Origin of the sequence: Methanobrevibacter sp. (assembly GCF_017432245.1) — an archaeon.
Lineage (GTDB): Archaea > Methanobacteriota > Methanobacteria > Methanobacteriales > Methanobacteriaceae > Methanobrevibacter.
On record NZ_JAFRJO010000014.1, the window covers coordinates 1 to 14,523 of the forward strand.

Here is a 14,523-nt window from a genome sequence, read left to right on the forward strand (position 1 = left end):
AATCTTTTGCTTGGTCGCCGATTCCTTTTTTAATCATAGGCATAGCAGCTTCATAATCTTTAGGGTTGGAAGCGTTAATTAATACACCGTCAGCGATTTCACCAGCGGTTTCTAACATTTTAGGACCTTGTGCACCCATGTAAATAGGGATTGCATCTTGTACTTTTTTAGCTCCACCTAATGCTGCACCAGCTTCAGTTTTTCCACCGTCTAATAAGGTGTTAATGTCTGCAATAGCTGCTTTGATAGTGGATACAGGTTTTTCCCAAGCGATACCTAATGCGTCAAAGGTTGCTTTGTCACCAGGACCAATACCAAAGGTTGCTCTACCATTAGAAATTTCGTCGATAGTAGCAATTGCGGAAGCGGAAATTGCAGGGCTTCTTACGTATGGGTTGGTTACACCAGGACCCATTTTAATGGTTTCAGTGTTTGCTGCAATTAATGCTAAGGTTTCGTATACGTTTTTGTTGTTGTAGTGGTCAGTGATCCATGCGTATTCAAAACCAACGTCTTCTGCTATTTTTACTAATCTTACGAGTTCATCTAACGGGATTTGAGGTACGAATTCTATACCAAATTTCATATTTATCACCAATCTTTAATATGTTATCTAGCTTATAAAGTATTTGTTATTTAAAAAATATAGAAAGATTTATATATTAAATATGATTTGTTTATTTTTTTAACATAAATATGAACAAATATTAAATATTAATAAATTATTATATACAAAATTAAATTTTATAAATGAAAAATTAAAAATAATATGTGGAAAAAATTGTTATAAAAAAATTGATAAAACAGTATAAAATATTAAAAATAGAATAAATTTGTTATAAATTAATAAAACAAACCATTATCTATTAAATAATAGAGAATAAAAAACATAGATTTAATTTTAATACAATAGAACATTTAATATCATTCAAACAAAAATATCTAAATATAATCTAAAAATAAAAAAATAATATTTCTGATTGAATAAAAAAAAGTAATTTAAAAAAATTATAAATAATAAATATTATATATTATAATAATAAATTAACTAGTAAAAATAAAATTATATTTATAAAAATAGGTTAAACAATGGAAATTAGAGAATTAACAAAAGAAATAAGAGATAAATCAATTGAATATGCTAAGCCAAAAGAACTGGATAGTCTTTCTGCAAGCTGGTATCAAGAGGACCTTTTATATTCTGGAAAAGGAAAAACCATATTTCTAATCTTGCCTACCCCTGGCTGTTCATGGGCACTTGGTCCAAGTGGGGGATGCACAATGTGCAGCTACATCTCAGACTGTTACCTTAAGCCAATTGAAAATTCCAAAATCATTGAACTCTTTGAAAAGGAATTGAACAAATGGGATTATAAGGAAGATTATGAGAATGGAGATAAAATAGCTATAAAACTCTTTGCATCAGGAAGTTTTTTAAACCCAGAAGAAGTTCCTAAAGAAGCCAGAGACTATGTATTAAAAAAGCTTGCAGACATGGAAGAAATCAGCGAAATAGTCGTTGAATCAAGACCGGAATACGTTAAGGAAGATGTATTGGATGAGATCTTTGATATCATAGGAGATAAACTATTTGAAATAAGCATAGGCTTGGAAACTTCAAACGAAGAAACAAGATTGAATAAGATCAATAAAGGATTTAACAATAAAACCTTTGAAAAGGCAATTAATCTCATTAAGGAATACAAAAGCAAACATAACATCAAATCTAAAGCTTACATATTTGTAAAGCCTATATTGCTTTCTGAACAGGAAGCTATCAATGAGGCAATTGAAACTGCAAGCTACTGTGAAAACCTAGGAGTGGATAGGGTTTCATGCTGTCCTGCAACTATTCACAGAGGAACCTTGATAGAAAGGCTTTGGAGAAGAGGGTCATACAATCCTCCTTGGATTTGGTCAACCATTGAAGTGATCAATACAATAAGGCAAAATGTAAAGATTCCTGCATTGATGGACACTTCAGGATTCGGTTCAAGAAGAGGCCCTTACAATTGCAAAAAATGCAATAAGGAATTGAAACACAGAATTATAGATTCCAACTTTGACCAAAGCCAAATCGAATATGATTGCGAATGTAAAAAGGAATGGATTGCAGAGGTAAAATTCTCTGACTTGAACAAATCCAAAACCCCAATAAAACATTTGCCTTTATATTAGATGCCTTATTAGATAATATATTTATAAATAATAAAAATAATAAATTATTAAATAATTATGCATTATATTTCCATGCATTAAGATTATCAAAAATAAATTATAGAAAAAATATTTAAAAACAAATAAGGAGGCAAAAACTTGCATAAACAAACTACAATAAGCATTATTGCAATTATTTTAGGAATCATTATCATTGCATTCCCAATGCTTGGAGTAATTACAGCAGCTGATATTCTCGGATTATCTGTTTTATTACTTGCAATCTTCTTATTAGCAAATGGTGTTAGTGAAGTTGAATACAACACAACCAGAGGATTGATAAATACAATCTTAGGAATAATAATGTTGATAATAAGTTTAGGTTTAATATTTAACCCAAGCATATTTGCATTTTTAACTGCTTTAACAATCTATTTAGCAGGAATATTCCTAATCATAATAGGTTTAATAATCATTGTTGGAAACAGAGACAACAAATACGGATTCTGGATGGGAATCTTAGGAATACTCTTAGGTGTAATATACATTATCCTTGGAACCTATATTAAAAATCCACTCGTTCTCGGTTCATTAATAGGAATCTGGTTATTGGTAACTGGAGTATTGAACTTATTGGATAATGGTTATTAAATGTAGAATAAATAATAAGAAATTATTATTTATTCCCCTACTATTTTTTTAAAAATATAATAATTGACAATAAATAAAATATTAAAATAAATAATGCTTTTTTTAAAATGAAATCATTTAGGAAAATATACTATGATAGCAATTAGCGCTGACTTTGACCCAGTCCACAAGGGACATGAGGAATTGATTAGAAAAGCTCGTGAAATAGCTGATGAAAAGGGCATTGAAGTGGCTATTTACATGAATAAGGGCTACAGTGCAAATCATGCTCCTTTTTTCACACCATTTGAAGCAAGAAAGGAAATGGCTCTTGCATTAGGTGCAGATAAGGTGATTGGAGTTGAAGGCCTTCATCATAGACTTATTCTATCATACAGTGTACCTATTAGACTTGCAAAAATGCATGAAGATGGAGTGACTGACTACATAACCGCTGCAGACATTAGCTTGGATGAAGTGAAAAAATATGCTGAGAGATTCATTCAAGAGGGAAGTTTCCTTGGAATGCCCCAAGATTTCCCAAACAGAAATGTAATCAGATGGTATGGAATAAATGAATTCCTATCAAAAAAATTCAATAGAAAGATTGATTTCCATCTTATTCCAGAGCTCACACAACCAGAAAAGGTCTCTGGAAGATTCATTAGAAAGGAAATTCTAAAAAATGATTTGGTTATCAGCGAGGATATAAAAAAATTGCTTCCAAAAACAACTATTGAAATTTTGGAAAGGGAAATAGAAAATGGCACAATCCCTGGAAAAAGAAACATGAAAGTGCTGAAGCATAAGATGAACACTTATTCCAGATCAAACTTGACAAATATCGCTTATTTGAATGGTAAGGTAATCAACAAGATTGTTGAAGGAAGATTCTATAAGGATGACGAAGAATCCATTTGGGCAAGCTTTAGAAGAGCAGACTATGGTCCTGTAATGACTCGTCTTGCTGCTTCCTGCATTGAAGAGGAAGTGACAAAAGATGAAGTTCTTAAACTAATGAGACATTATGAAGAAAAGGGAGTAATTCCTGAAGAGCAGAATGTTGACAAAATCATTGAAAGGGCTTGGTATGTAGCTGAAGAAGTGGATAAGGGAGTCTCTGCAAAGGAAGCTAATGAAAAGTTCAGAACAAGAAAGGACTTGCAAGTAAATCCTCTAATGAGTCTTGAAGCAGGTTTGAACCTTACTAAATTTGAAGCAAAAAAAATTCATGAAGGACTTGAAGCAAAAATCTTTATCGATAAGGATAATCAAATATCATGTGAAATAAAGGAAAAAAAGATAAAGATAAAAACAAATTTAAAGCTTCCTTCAAAGGAAGTAACTTATTTAAGATACATTTTAGACTCCAGATACATTCCAGTAAGTGGAGAGCTTATTAAAAACAAAAGAAATGATTGGAGAGTAAAAATTACTATCCATAATCATTAAAATATAAAATGATAAAATGATTGAAATGGAAAAATAAGTAAAAAAATCAATCATTTTCTATTTTTTAGTTTTTCAAATTTTTCTCGTGTTGCCAAAGCCATAATTTTAGACTTTCTCTTTTTGTCAACATCGTCTAAAAATTCCAAGACTTCATTCAATTCCTCATATTTTCGCTTAGCTTTTTTATTTGATGATGAAATACGTGATTTTGCAGAAGTTTCAAAATCCCTATTTTCAGTCAATGACAATATTTCCCATAAGTCTTCGCTTAAGCCTAATTTTTCTGCAGTTTCAAAAGTCTCTACAAGAAGTGCTGAAACACCTTTTGTATAGGAACTTCTAAGGATTTTCAATTTGGAAACATCCCCTATTTCATCGCTGACTACCTTAATATTGACCTTAAAATCACTTAGAGGATCATTATTGCTAATGAAATCTCTCATACTTTTTACAAATCCTTCTGCTTTTCTACCTGAAAAATAAAGATGCAATTCCTCTGAACTGACTCTTCCCATAATAGCTGAGTCAATGAAATGCTCGTCTGTGAGGTAATTTTCAATTTGCTTTGCTGTATTTGGGGAGATGTTGTTGAAGTCCAAGAATATTCCATCTGTCAATGAACCATACTTCAATGCAACAGCCAATGCACTTTGAGGGCTGTTTGCAGAGATTAAAATGTCAGATTGATGTGCAACCTCTTCAAAACTATCCAAAACAGTCAAATTAAGTGATTTGACTAATTCCTTTGTCTTTTTTGATCTGCCTTCAGTAGAAGTCAAGACCTCAAAGCCGTAAGACAACAGCATTTTTGATAAGGTGTATGACACTTCACCAAACCCTATAAATCCAAATTTCATAATTAACCCCCTATTCCATTAATTATTTTCCAAACTACTTACAAAACATCTTACAATCCATAAATTATATAATTACAATGTAGTTAAAATATGGGAACCTACTTCAAGGCCCAATTCCTTAGAGATGGATGAACATTTTGTACAAAGTAATACAAAGATATCCTGTCCTTCCAAGTTCATTTCTGTCAATCCTTCAAAATTTCCCATTCCCTTAGAAATTACAAATGGAGAATCCAAGAGGATTTCCTTGAACTCATCTGAAATCATGGATTCCACAACACCTACAGAATCAGATCCTGTAGTGATTAATGTAGCCACTTCATCAAGACCTGCTTCCAATGCCTCTTTCATGCAGGCATCATTTAAGATAGGCCTTTCCTTGACTGCAACAGTAATGTCAACATCGTATTCTTTTATTTTTTCAAGAAGGAACTTATCAAAGACAATCTCTCCAGTGTTATCCACCAAATAGAGAACCTTATCATAGTTTCTTAATGCCTCTTCAAACTCATCTATCTTGTTTATGACCAATTCCTTCCTTAATCCTTCATAGATCATGGATTCAAAATCTGTATCCAAACCAAATGTACCAAAATCAAGAATATTTCCTACAATAGCTATCTTAACATAGGTTTCCAAACTATTGTCTTCTTTTAGAATTTCCCTCACTTTAGGCACTAAGGATAATGCAATTTCATTTCCTTCCTTTTTCTGTTCGTAATAAGGATCATAACATCCTGTTTCCTTTTTAATGTATTGATGAATCCTTGTTCCAGTGGCATTTGAAGACAAATCCTTTGAGAAGTTTTCACCTAGATAGGATAATATATCTTGAATCAATTTGAATTTCAATTCCTCATCATCTGTAGATAGGTCAATAGCTTCTTTTGCTTGTCTTAAAAAGCATGGTCCACATTCGTAATAAACTTTAATATTATCACCTGAAAATAAAAATAAATAATTAATAATATTCTAATTATATATTTATAAATTAAAATTATTAAAATTATTGAAAAAAAGTAAAAAATAGACTAAGAAATATGATAGAAAATCTAATAAAAATATGATAAAAATATAATGAAAAAATGAAAAAAGATTTAAGTTTAATAGAGGAAAAATTATCCTCCATAAATGATTTGAATAAACTCTATCTCATCACCATCGTCGATTGTTTCCTCTTCTATAACAATCTCACCATTCTTTTTGGTAACCATGGTTTCTGAAGATAAATCCAAATCATCCAATAAATCCTTAATGGTCAAATCACCATCAATTTCTCTCTCTTCAATCTTATCCTTAATTTTTAATGTAAAACTCATAAAATCACCTTATTTTATTTTTATCCCTTCAGTTTTAATATATAAGTCATCATATATAAAATATAACAATTGTTAAAAATTATAGAAACTTATAAAAAATTTAAGAAAAATGAAATAGAAAATCTATTTTCCCAATTCCTCTAAAAATGTGCAAGCCCTGCATAATCTATTTGAAGATGGCTCTCCACAGCGTTCGCATCTGTCAAATTCATAATCATGAGCCAATTCTTCTCTAATAGCTGGCCTTATCTTATCAAATCCTCTAAGTGTGGAATACATAATTGTCGGATGGTCTTTAGACAAGTCCTTTAGGATATTGGAAATCTCCATTCTAAAGGATTCTTGAGCATATGGACACCCTGCAAGGTGAATGTCCAAACCTTTTGCAAGTGCATAAAGGCCAATTTCCTTTTCAGGAATCTCACGAAGAGGCTTGATTTTAACTGTAAACAATTCGCTGTTGGATTCTGTCTTTGGACCTATCTTAGCCAAATTCTCCATGTTTCCTTCAAGATAATTCATTAGAATAGCTTGGGTCTCATCATCAAGGTTATGTCCTGTAGCAATCTTGGTTGCTCCAAATTCCCTTGCAGCCCTATTGATAATCCATCTTCTGAATACACCGCAATAGGTACATGATCCTCTATGATTCTCCCTTTTCATTATCTCATCCAAATCAATTCCAAAGCTTTCCTTAAATGAGACTACCTTATGTGGAATACCTAACCTTTCCGCATGTGCCTTTGCAATCTCCACTCCTTCCTCTCTGTAACCTGCAATTCCTTCATCAATGGTTACAGCACATAATTCTATAATATGCCTTTTGACATATGAATTGAGGATTTCAAGAGTCACTACACTATCCTTTCCTCCAGACAATGCTACTAAAACCTTATCCCCTTTTTCAATAAATTTTTCCTTCTTGATTGTTTGCTTGACCTTCTTTTCAATGCTTTCAATAAAACAATCCTTACATAAGGCCTGTCCAGAAGCTTTTCTCTTTATAATCACATTAGGATTTCCACATTTAGTACAAGATTCCATATTAAAGTCATCCTTTTTTAAAATAATAAAAATAATAAATAATTAATTTTCTTCTTTTGTATATATTTTCAATAACTAATTTTTAACTAACTAATCGGTTTTAAATTACATATCAGCAACAAAATCTGCCAATTGGTTCAATGTGCTGACTTCATAAACTTGAGCGCCTGCGCCCCTATACAATGAAACGCAACTGTCAACTACATCCCATTTCTTCTTGTCCTCAGGGTTTAGAATAATAACTTTCTTAGCCATGCTGGACATCTGGGAAATAAGCTCTACACTTGCAGGTATTCCATTAACCTTAGGACCTGCCCAATCCCTGCAATCAGATAAAAGTATAATATAAGACTTATTGCTTATATCCGCCTGTTTCATGAATGATTCGAATGCAGTGAACATATTGGATGTTCCCCTAACCATCATATTTCTCATACGAAGCAATCTAATCTCAGCAAATGCATTAACCATATACTTTTCTTTAAGGAATTCAGTTGTTTCTATTGTCTTATTGTCAAATTCAAACATTCTTGAATCCTTGAATGTCTTTTGACATGCAAACATCAGCATGAAAAACCAGCTGCTTATCCATTCACATGAACCGCTGACATCATTCAGGAACAAATGCTGTTTTCTATGAGGTTTCTTCTTAACATGAACAAGATCAATCGGCACACCTCCATATTTCATGTTTTGCCTCATTGTCCTTCTCATGTCAATCTTGTTGGAACGAGCTAATCTCTTTCTTCTTGACTGCTTATTGGCGATTTTTCTTCCAAGCTCTACACATAATTCAAATACCCTTTCATCGTATTTGTTAAGCTTTGACAAATCACTGTTTAGAATATCATTGTCTCTTGCAAGGTCCTTGTCTCTGTCTTCAAGGATAGGTCTGCCTGCAAAGTATTCCATAGCCTGTTCTGCACCCATTTGGATTTGCTTTCCACCAGTTCCCTTTTGCTTGGTGATTTTCCATTCATGCTGTGAAAGCTTTCCTTTCATGGTATTTGGCCTATAAGACCTATTGAGTTCATCAGTTAAATTCTTTGTAACTTTTTTAGCGAAGAATCCATCGAAAGACTCATTGAATTTAGGAATGTCATACTTGCTTTTGACATAAATGGACCTGAATGCATCCTTTAAGAGACCCAAATCATCCTCTCCCAATAGAGCATATGCATCTATTGCAGACTGAGTGGACCTTATGCTCACAGGCATTCCCTTTTTTCTCAAATCATTTGATAATCTTACGATTTTCTCTTCCATACTAAAACCTTAAAATAATTTAATAGAGTGCAGATAATTAAAATCTAATCATTAGACTCAATTTATAAGAATTCTAAATACAACTATTCATTCATATATTCATTTCTAAAGATTTCTTTGATTACTTTTGCCTTGTCCGGTTCTGTCTTAATAGCTACTCCAACACTGTCCTCAAGTGCAGAATCAACATTCTTGAAATCCTTATCCAAGTGCATTACAGAGTTTACCCAATCAATTGAAGCCCTTACAGATGGTTTCTTATTTAAGTTGAATGTTCTGATTCTGTGTACCATATTTACTACTTTCTTGATTAAACCATTGTCTGCAGATGGTATTCTTGCTTTTACGATAGCCATCTCACGTTCAACGGAAGGGTATGAAATGTATAAGAACAGACATCTGTCTTTTGTCTCTTCGAGCAAGTTTCTTTGTGCGTTTGAAGTGAGCATTACCATCAAATCATTCTGAAGGTCAAAAGTGCCTAAATCGTTTACGGTAATCTGTTTTTCACCTAAAGCTTGTAGCAAGAAACTTTCCACTTCCTCATCTGCCTTATCGATTTCGTCAATGAGAAGAAGTGATGGCTTGTCATTCATAAAGGAGGTTAAAAGTGGTCTTCTAATAAAGAAATCATCTACAAAAATTGATTCTTCACCTTTTTGACTACCTTTGAATGCTTCCAAATGGAGCAATTGCTTTTGATAGTTCCATTCACCTACAATCTGTTCAAAGGTGATTCCCTCATAACATTGAATCCTGAAGAATTCCCTTCCCAAACATTCGGAAACAGCCTTTGCAAGCTCTGTCTTACCTACTCCAGGAGGTCCTTCAATCAAGATCGGCTTGTTTAAAGATAAGGATAGGAATACTGAAGTGCTGATTTCATTATTGGAAATATAACCAGTACTTTCCAACATTTTTCCTATTTCTTCTGTGGTTAATTCTTCATCTGTCATTTAAAAACCTTTTTTAGTTAATTAAAAATAATATAAATATAAAAATGATTTGTAAAAATAATTTTTTATATTGAATTTTATATACTATATTACATAGTAATTAAATATTTTGTTTAATATATATAAATAATTTATTGTTTTATATAATTAAAACTAATAAAACTCTATTTCATTATTAAAATACTCATAATAAATATAATACTCATCCTGTGATAAAATGAAAATGAAAAAGATAGTTGCATGGTTCTTTGTTTTAATCCTTCTCTTTGGAGGAGTTTGCATTTGCACCATGTACATATGAACTTAAAAATATTAACTATATATAACATGTGTTATAAATAATATCATATTTAATCTGATTTTAAAAAAAAGGAAAATAAAATATGAAAACCAATCCTAAGATACTCTTATATATTCTAATGATTTCAACACTTGGAATAAACACTCCATTAAGCATTGTTGGAATCATATCACAAATAGCAGAGTATTTCAATACATCAATAGCCATTTCTGGACTTTACGTAAGCTCATTTACATTTACAATAGCTATCTGTGGATTGTTCATACCTATTTTATTTTCAAGATTCGAGAGAAAAAGAACTTTCATAAGCATTTTAAGCGTATTTGCAATATCAAATATCGTGATCATATTTACAAAAAGCATTTACATTGCATCTTTTTTTAGGATATTGTCTGCAGTATTATATCCTGCATTCATTTCAATAGCTCTTACTGTATGTGAAGAGATTGCTCCAAAAGGCCAGGAACAGGATTACATAACAAAAATACTTCTTGGAATATCAGTTGGAAGCATTATAGGATTGCCTATAACTACAGGATTTGGTACAATATTTGGTTATCAAGTTGCTATGACTTGGATTTTTGCAATAAACTTCCTCACATTGATTCTTATACTCATATTCTTCCCAAGAATCGAGGGAAAATCCAAATCATATGAAATGCCATTCTCAAGCTTAAAATCAAAGGAATTCATTCTTGCAACACTTGGAATAATAATGATGCCTATAGGTGCAAGCATAGTCTACAATTACCAACCCTTATTCTTACAGGTAGTCAGTCATGTCTACACCTATAAGCTAAGCATATTCCTATTCATCTACGGATTGTTTTCAATATTCGGCACATGGCTTGGAGGAAAACTGATAGCTAAACATGATAAGGCAACCCTCATCATTTTCCAATTGGTGTGTGGAGGAGTTTTTGTACTTCTTTACCTATTTGCAAATTATCTTATTCCAGTTCTTATATTGATTCTAATATTCGGAATACTTGATGGAATGGGATACAATCTGATTCAATACATTGAAGCTTCCGTAATTCCAGATAGTCCCGAACTTGCAAATGGAATATTCTTAAGCATCTTAAATGGAGGAATCGCTTTAGGAATAGCTATAGGTGGATTTTTAGTGGATGGATTCGGAATAATGTCTATCTTTATTGCTGGAGCATTATTCCTGCTTATTGCATTCCTCATGATGGTCTATGTAATTAGAATTATGAAAATCCCTTTAAAATACTCCTAAAAAAAGATAAGTTTTTCTAAAGGAATGAAAATAAGAATAAAAGTAGAAAATTAAAAAAACGTTTTAAAAAAAAAAAAAAGTTATAGAGGAAAAAATTCCTCAAATTTAAATTATTAATTGCCTTCGAAACTATCAATCTTATCAAAAGCGCCGCCTACAGTAAAGAGGAGTGCTCCTCTAACGATTAAAACAACCCCTACTAAAACTACGATAAGTAATGGGTCGGTAATTGCGAAAATACCTAATAAGAATGCAATGATACCGAGAAGCAATGTCAATACAGATCCCCATTTGGATAAGCCTTCACCATAAACAATACCGAAAATACCTACAATTATCAATATGATTGCAATTAAATAGAAGTTGTATGCGGTAAGGAAAGCTAATGGAGCTAAATCAACAAAGAACAAGAATCCTAATAGTATCAATAAAAATCCTAACAATACTTCAAGTACTGACCTACCAGTAGCAACACTCCAAAATGAAAATGCATTAAAGATCAATACTATACCAAGGGATATTAAACTTAAGCCTGCAAATATAGAAACTACACCTGCACTTACCAATGGGTAGGCTATAAATATAATACCTAATAAAATTAATAAAATTCCTAATAATTTTGTATAATTCATTAAATCACCAATTTTCATATTTAAATGAAATGATATTTATATTTTTTTTAAAATTACCACTAAAATACTCTCAAATTGAAAAATAACTATAAAAAATAGGTGAAAAATTTTAACATGAAATTGTTAATAAATTTCATGAAAACAAATGAACTAAAAAACAATTAATTTAATTAAGATTAACATCATATATTATATGTATAAAAATTTTTTTAAGAGGAAAAGGATAACATGAATTTAAAGGAAGAGAATGAATCAATGAAAGAACATTTAAGAAAAGCATTTTCATTAAAAGATGATTCCGCATCCCATGAGGAGATACGTTCACGTCTCTTGGATGGTGGAATTATTACTGGAACCAATTTATGTGTATTGGTATGTGCAATGGTAATCGCATCTGTTGGGCTTAACATGAGCTCTACTGCAGTGATTATCGGTGCAATGTTGATTTCCCCTATTATGGGAAGCATACTCGCTTCAGCATATGGAAGCGTATCCAACGATTATCCATTACTTAGAAACCACTTATCCGGATTTGGAATGCAGATTGTCATCAGTGTTGCTGCAGCAACAATCTATTTTTTCCTCTCTCCAGTTAAAGAGCCAACTGTAGAATTGCTTGCAAGAACATCACCAAGTTTTTATGATGTGCTTATCGCATTCTTTGGAGGACTTGCAGGTATTATAGGACAGACAAGACTCGATAAAACTAACACTGTTATCCCTGGTGTAGCAATTGCTACTGCATTGATGCCACCGCTTTGTACCTGCGGTTATTCAATTGCAAATGGAAGATGGGACATGCTCCTTGGAGCAGGTTATCTCTTTATCATAAACGCATACTTCATTTTCCTTGCAGCATGTATTATTTTAAGTCTATTGAAAATCCCTAAAATGAAGGAATTGACAGAAAAAGAATGGAAAATACGTCGTTTCCGTATGGTGCGTAATACAATCCTCATTGCAATACCTAGTATAATAGCTGTTTATTACATGCTTTAGGTAATTTTGTAAAATAAGAAAATATGGAGGTATTTCTATGCCTCCTAAAAAATCAATGCTATTTTTAATCTAATTTTAGAATCTTTAAAAAAAACTAATTTTATTAAAACTAAAACTCTTAAAAAATACTAATTTTGTTTGATAAACTCTTCAGGATCTTTAAACAAGTCAAAGTCTTGAACATACTCTTTTCCAGTAAGCATTGCAATCTCTGCTTTTTCAAGCTCTTTACCCAGATATGCTGCATGGTCCAATCTAGTAACAAGACCTTTTTCAATGATCTCTTCATAGATTTCACTGGCTCTTTTTCCTTCAAAGCTTATAGTAGGCTTTGTTTTCTTGAAGTGAGTGGCAACGATATAGGAATCCTTGACTGATATTGCATGTTCAACCCTTATCTTAAAGCTTCCTGCCTTATCCCTTACGAACTTGATAGGAGCATCCTGCTTGACTACAGGGACATTGTCATCCTGCTTCAAGTCAAACCTTTTCTTCTTGTCCTTGAATACGAGAAGATCTACGCCTAAATCCTTTGGAATGGATTGTCTGTTTTTAGCTAAAAACATCATCTTGGAAGCAATAGCTAACTCTCTCACACTTCCATGAGTCTTACCACTTTCTTCAGGAGTGAAGAGTATGCTTGCACCAAGCTCCATTGCAATTCCCGCAAGAACTGCATTTGCACCTACAGAATCTGTATCCATAAGCTCAATTACATTTCCTATACCAAAGAACATTGGCTTCTTGTCAACTTCATGGAAATCATGGAATGCAATGATTGAATCCACAAGGCTTGAACTGTTGACAGGGTCTAAAATCAAGTCACAGACAACTTCAAGACCATCAAGGTTTGATACTAATTTTTGCATGGATTCAACCCTTTCTTTAGGGGTGTGAGGTACATATCCTTCAGAGAAATTAGTTGGTAAAATAACCGCAGGAACATTCTTTTCCTTTAATAAAGGCAATATCTCTTCATAATTACCATTGTCTAAACTTAAAACCATATCAATTCCATGGTTTACCGCAGCTTCAATCTCCTTTGGATTCAATGTGTCAATACTTAAAGGCCTGTCACCCACAATAGGGCGAAGTGTGTCAATCAAATCAGGTATCTCATCAGACCGGTCTTCACCTGCAATCATACCAATGTCTATCATGTCAGAGCCAGAAGCAACAAAGAATTCTGCCTTTTTAATCAGGTCCTCTTTTGATAGAATAGGAGCACTTGCAATCTCAGAGAGTACTCTCATTGGGAAATCCTCACCAACAGGAAGGTTTCTCACAAGAATGTTGTTTTCCTTCTTGAGCAATTCATCTCTTTTTTCAATATCATTTTCAAAGTCTTCAATGAATTTTAATGCTTGCTTCTTTTTTTCCTCTATTATCAATTTATCAGCAGGAGTGGACTGTGACAATTCCAAATCATCGACAAGGTCTAAAACCATAGCTAAGTCTGCTGCATCAGTTGATGCCTTGTAACAAGGAATTCCAAATTCCTCTGCAATGAGGAATGTATCTTTTCTTATTAAACCTGGAACTAGTATCAAATCAATATCATCTAATCTATCTTCAAAATGCTCATGGATTTCTTTGATTATTTGAGTGGGAGTCAAGAAAGCAGCAACTTGTGTCTCTGCTATATGCACCACTGTTTCCTTTTTTGA

General features: G+C 32.4%; 14 protein-coding genes. 5 read left to right on the forward strand and 9 right to left on the reverse strand.

Translation table 11 applies throughout. From position 1 onward, the window contains the following. Positions 1–586, reverse strand: a 586-nt coding sequence (locus tag IJI80_RS01215) for a 5,10-methylenetetrahydromethanopterin reductase (protein WP_292786769.1), incomplete at its 3' end; no start/stop codon positions are given. Between the two features lie 503 nt (positions 587–1,089). Between IJI80_RS01215 and IJI80_RS01220 the strand changes: the two genes are divergently transcribed. The 3 genes from IJI80_RS01220 (at position 1,090) to IJI80_RS01230 (ending at position 4,239) form a co-directional block, all read left to right on the forward strand. Then, entirely contained in the window at positions 1,090–2,178 is a 1,089-nt protein-coding gene (locus IJI80_RS01220; protein ID WP_292786771.1) for an archaeosine biosynthesis radical SAM protein RaSEA, read from the forward strand. 138 nt (positions 2,179–2,316) lie between these two features. Then, entirely contained in the window at positions 2,317–2,808 is a 492-nt protein-coding gene (locus IJI80_RS01225) for a DUF308 domain-containing protein (protein ID WP_292786773.1), read from the forward strand. Between the two features lie 132 nt (positions 2,809–2,940). Continuing rightward, on the forward strand, positions 2,941–4,239 hold the full coding sequence (locus IJI80_RS01230) for an adenylyltransferase/cytidyltransferase family protein (RefSeq protein ID WP_292786776.1): 1,299 nt from the start codon (positions 2,941–2,943) through the stop codon (positions 4,237–4,239). A gap of 50 nt (positions 4,240–4,289) precedes the next feature. On the opposite strand, the gene IJI80_RS01235 is transcribed toward IJI80_RS01230, so the two are convergent. The 6 genes from IJI80_RS01235 to IJI80_RS01260 all read right to left on the reverse strand — a co-directional run bounded on the left by IJI80_RS01235 (position 4,290) and on the right by IJI80_RS01260 (position 9,681). Next, a complete protein-coding gene (locus tag IJI80_RS01235; protein ID WP_292786778.1) occupies positions 4,290–5,096 on the reverse strand; it encodes a DUF1932 domain-containing protein in 807 nt (268 codons plus the stop codon). A 72-nt stretch (positions 5,097–5,168) separates the two neighbouring features. Further along, the gene (locus IJI80_RS01240; RefSeq protein ID WP_292786804.1) at positions 5,169–6,029 is read right to left on the reverse strand and encodes an ARMT1-like domain-containing protein; all 861 of its coding nucleotides are present in this window, start codon (positions 6,027–6,029) and stop codon (positions 5,169–5,171) included. A gap of 185 nt (positions 6,030–6,214) precedes the next feature. Next, positions 6,215–6,415, reverse strand: a complete 201-nt coding sequence (locus IJI80_RS01245) for a MoaD/ThiS family protein (protein ID WP_292786780.1) — start codon at positions 6,413–6,415, stop codon at positions 6,215–6,217. Between the two features lie 123 nt (positions 6,416–6,538). Beyond that, positions 6,539–7,459, reverse strand: coding sequence for a TIGR00269 family protein (locus IJI80_RS01250; RefSeq protein WP_292786783.1), 921 nt, complete (start codon positions 7,457–7,459; stop codon positions 6,539–6,541). A 105-nt stretch (positions 7,460–7,564) separates the two neighbouring features. Next, positions 7,565–8,725, reverse strand: coding sequence for a VWA domain-containing protein (locus IJI80_RS01255; protein WP_292786786.1), 1,161 nt, complete (start codon positions 8,723–8,725; stop codon positions 7,565–7,567). An 83-nt stretch (positions 8,726–8,808) separates the two neighbouring features. Beyond that, positions 8,809–9,681: a MoxR family ATPase gene (locus IJI80_RS01260; protein WP_292786789.1), complete on the reverse strand. Its 873-nt coding sequence runs from the start codon at positions 9,679–9,681 to the stop codon at positions 8,809–8,811. 383 nt (positions 9,682–10,064) lie between these two features. Between IJI80_RS01260 and IJI80_RS01265 the strand changes: the two genes are divergently transcribed. Then, positions 10,065–11,225 carry an MFS transporter gene (locus IJI80_RS01265; RefSeq protein WP_292786791.1) on the forward strand — a complete coding sequence of 387 codons (1,161 nt, stop codon included), beginning with the start codon at positions 10,065–10,067 and terminating at the stop codon, positions 11,223–11,225. 113 nt (positions 11,226–11,338) lie between these two features. On the opposite strand, the gene IJI80_RS01270 is transcribed toward IJI80_RS01265, so the two are convergent. Continuing rightward, positions 11,339–11,857: a DUF308 domain-containing protein gene (locus IJI80_RS01270; protein WP_292786794.1), complete on the reverse strand. Its 519-nt coding sequence runs from the start codon at positions 11,855–11,857 to the stop codon at positions 11,339–11,341. A 228-nt stretch (positions 11,858–12,085) separates the two neighbouring features. On the opposite strand from IJI80_RS01270, the gene IJI80_RS01275 reads away from it, so the two are divergent. Continuing rightward, positions 12,086–12,856: a DUF389 domain-containing protein gene (locus tag IJI80_RS01275; RefSeq protein ID WP_292786796.1), complete on the forward strand. Its 771-nt coding sequence runs from the start codon at positions 12,086–12,088 to the stop codon at positions 12,854–12,856. Between the two features lie 128 nt (positions 12,857–12,984). On the opposite strand, the gene IJI80_RS01280 is transcribed toward IJI80_RS01275, so the two are convergent. Continuing rightward, positions 12,985–14,523 (reverse strand): dihydropteroate synthase-like protein (locus IJI80_RS01280; protein WP_292786802.1); only part of this gene is annotated, 1,539 nt, incomplete at its 5' end.